This window comes from Mycobacterium sp., from assembly GCF_008709575.1.
Taxonomy (GTDB): Bacteria; Actinomycetota; Actinomycetes; order Mycobacteriales; family Mycobacteriaceae; genus Mycobacterium.
Window position 1 is genome coordinate 1 of record NZ_VYIK01000446.1, and the last position, 628, is coordinate 628.

A 628-nucleotide genomic window follows, 5' to 3' on the forward strand; every position below is an offset into this window, starting at 1 on the left:
GACCTGGAGTTTGCCGACGAGCTGACCCTCGGCCGTGCGCTCACCGGGCGCCGCGCGATGGTCTAAACGGCTCGGGGTGAAACCCGACCCCGAATCCCGAAGTGCATACCAAACTGGTACCATCCGTGAAGTGAGCACACAAATTGCGGTCCGCTTGCCCGACGAGATCGTCGCCTTCATCGATGACGAAATCCGGGGACAACATGCCCGCAGCCGTGCGGCTGTCGTGGTCCGGGCGCTGGAACGGGAACGTCGCCGTCGTCTCGCCGAACGCGACGCGGAGATCCTCGCGGCCAGCATGTCAGCCTCGAGTGATTGGGATGCGCTGGCCGGCCACGCTGCTCGTACCTCCCTCGACATCGACTGATGCGACCTATCCACATCGCCCAGCTCGACAAAGCTCGACCCGTCCTGATTCTCACCCGCGAGGTCGTGCGTCCGCATCTCACCAACCTCACCGTCGCCCCAATCACGACAACTGTGCGAGGGCTGGCCACCGAAGTCCCGGTAGGCACGGTGAACGGGCTGAATCAACCGTCTGTCGTCAGTTGCGACAACATCCAGACAATCCCGGTGTCTGACCTTGGTCGTCAAATCGGCTACTTTCTCGCGTCGCAGGAGCCAGCCC

The 628-nt window shown here is 63.2% G+C and carries 2 protein-coding genes and 1 pseudogene; all 3 read left to right on the forward strand.

Annotation, left to right across the window (positions count from 1 at the left end; genetic code table 11):
* Positions 1-66: pseudogene (locus F6Q13_RS19500) on the forward strand (recombination protein RecR); the annotation flags it as partial.
* 10 nt (positions 67-76) lie between these two features.
* Positions 77-367: a YlcI/YnfO family protein gene (locus F6Q13_RS19505; RefSeq protein ID WP_293060007.1), complete on the forward strand. Its 291-nt coding sequence runs from the start codon at positions 77-79 to the stop codon at positions 365-367.
* A partial coding sequence (locus F6Q13_RS19510) for a type II toxin-antitoxin system PemK/MazF family toxin (RefSeq protein WP_293060010.1) occupies positions 367-628 on the forward strand: 262 nt, incomplete at its 3' end. The genes F6Q13_RS19505 and F6Q13_RS19510, both read left to right, overlap by 1 nt.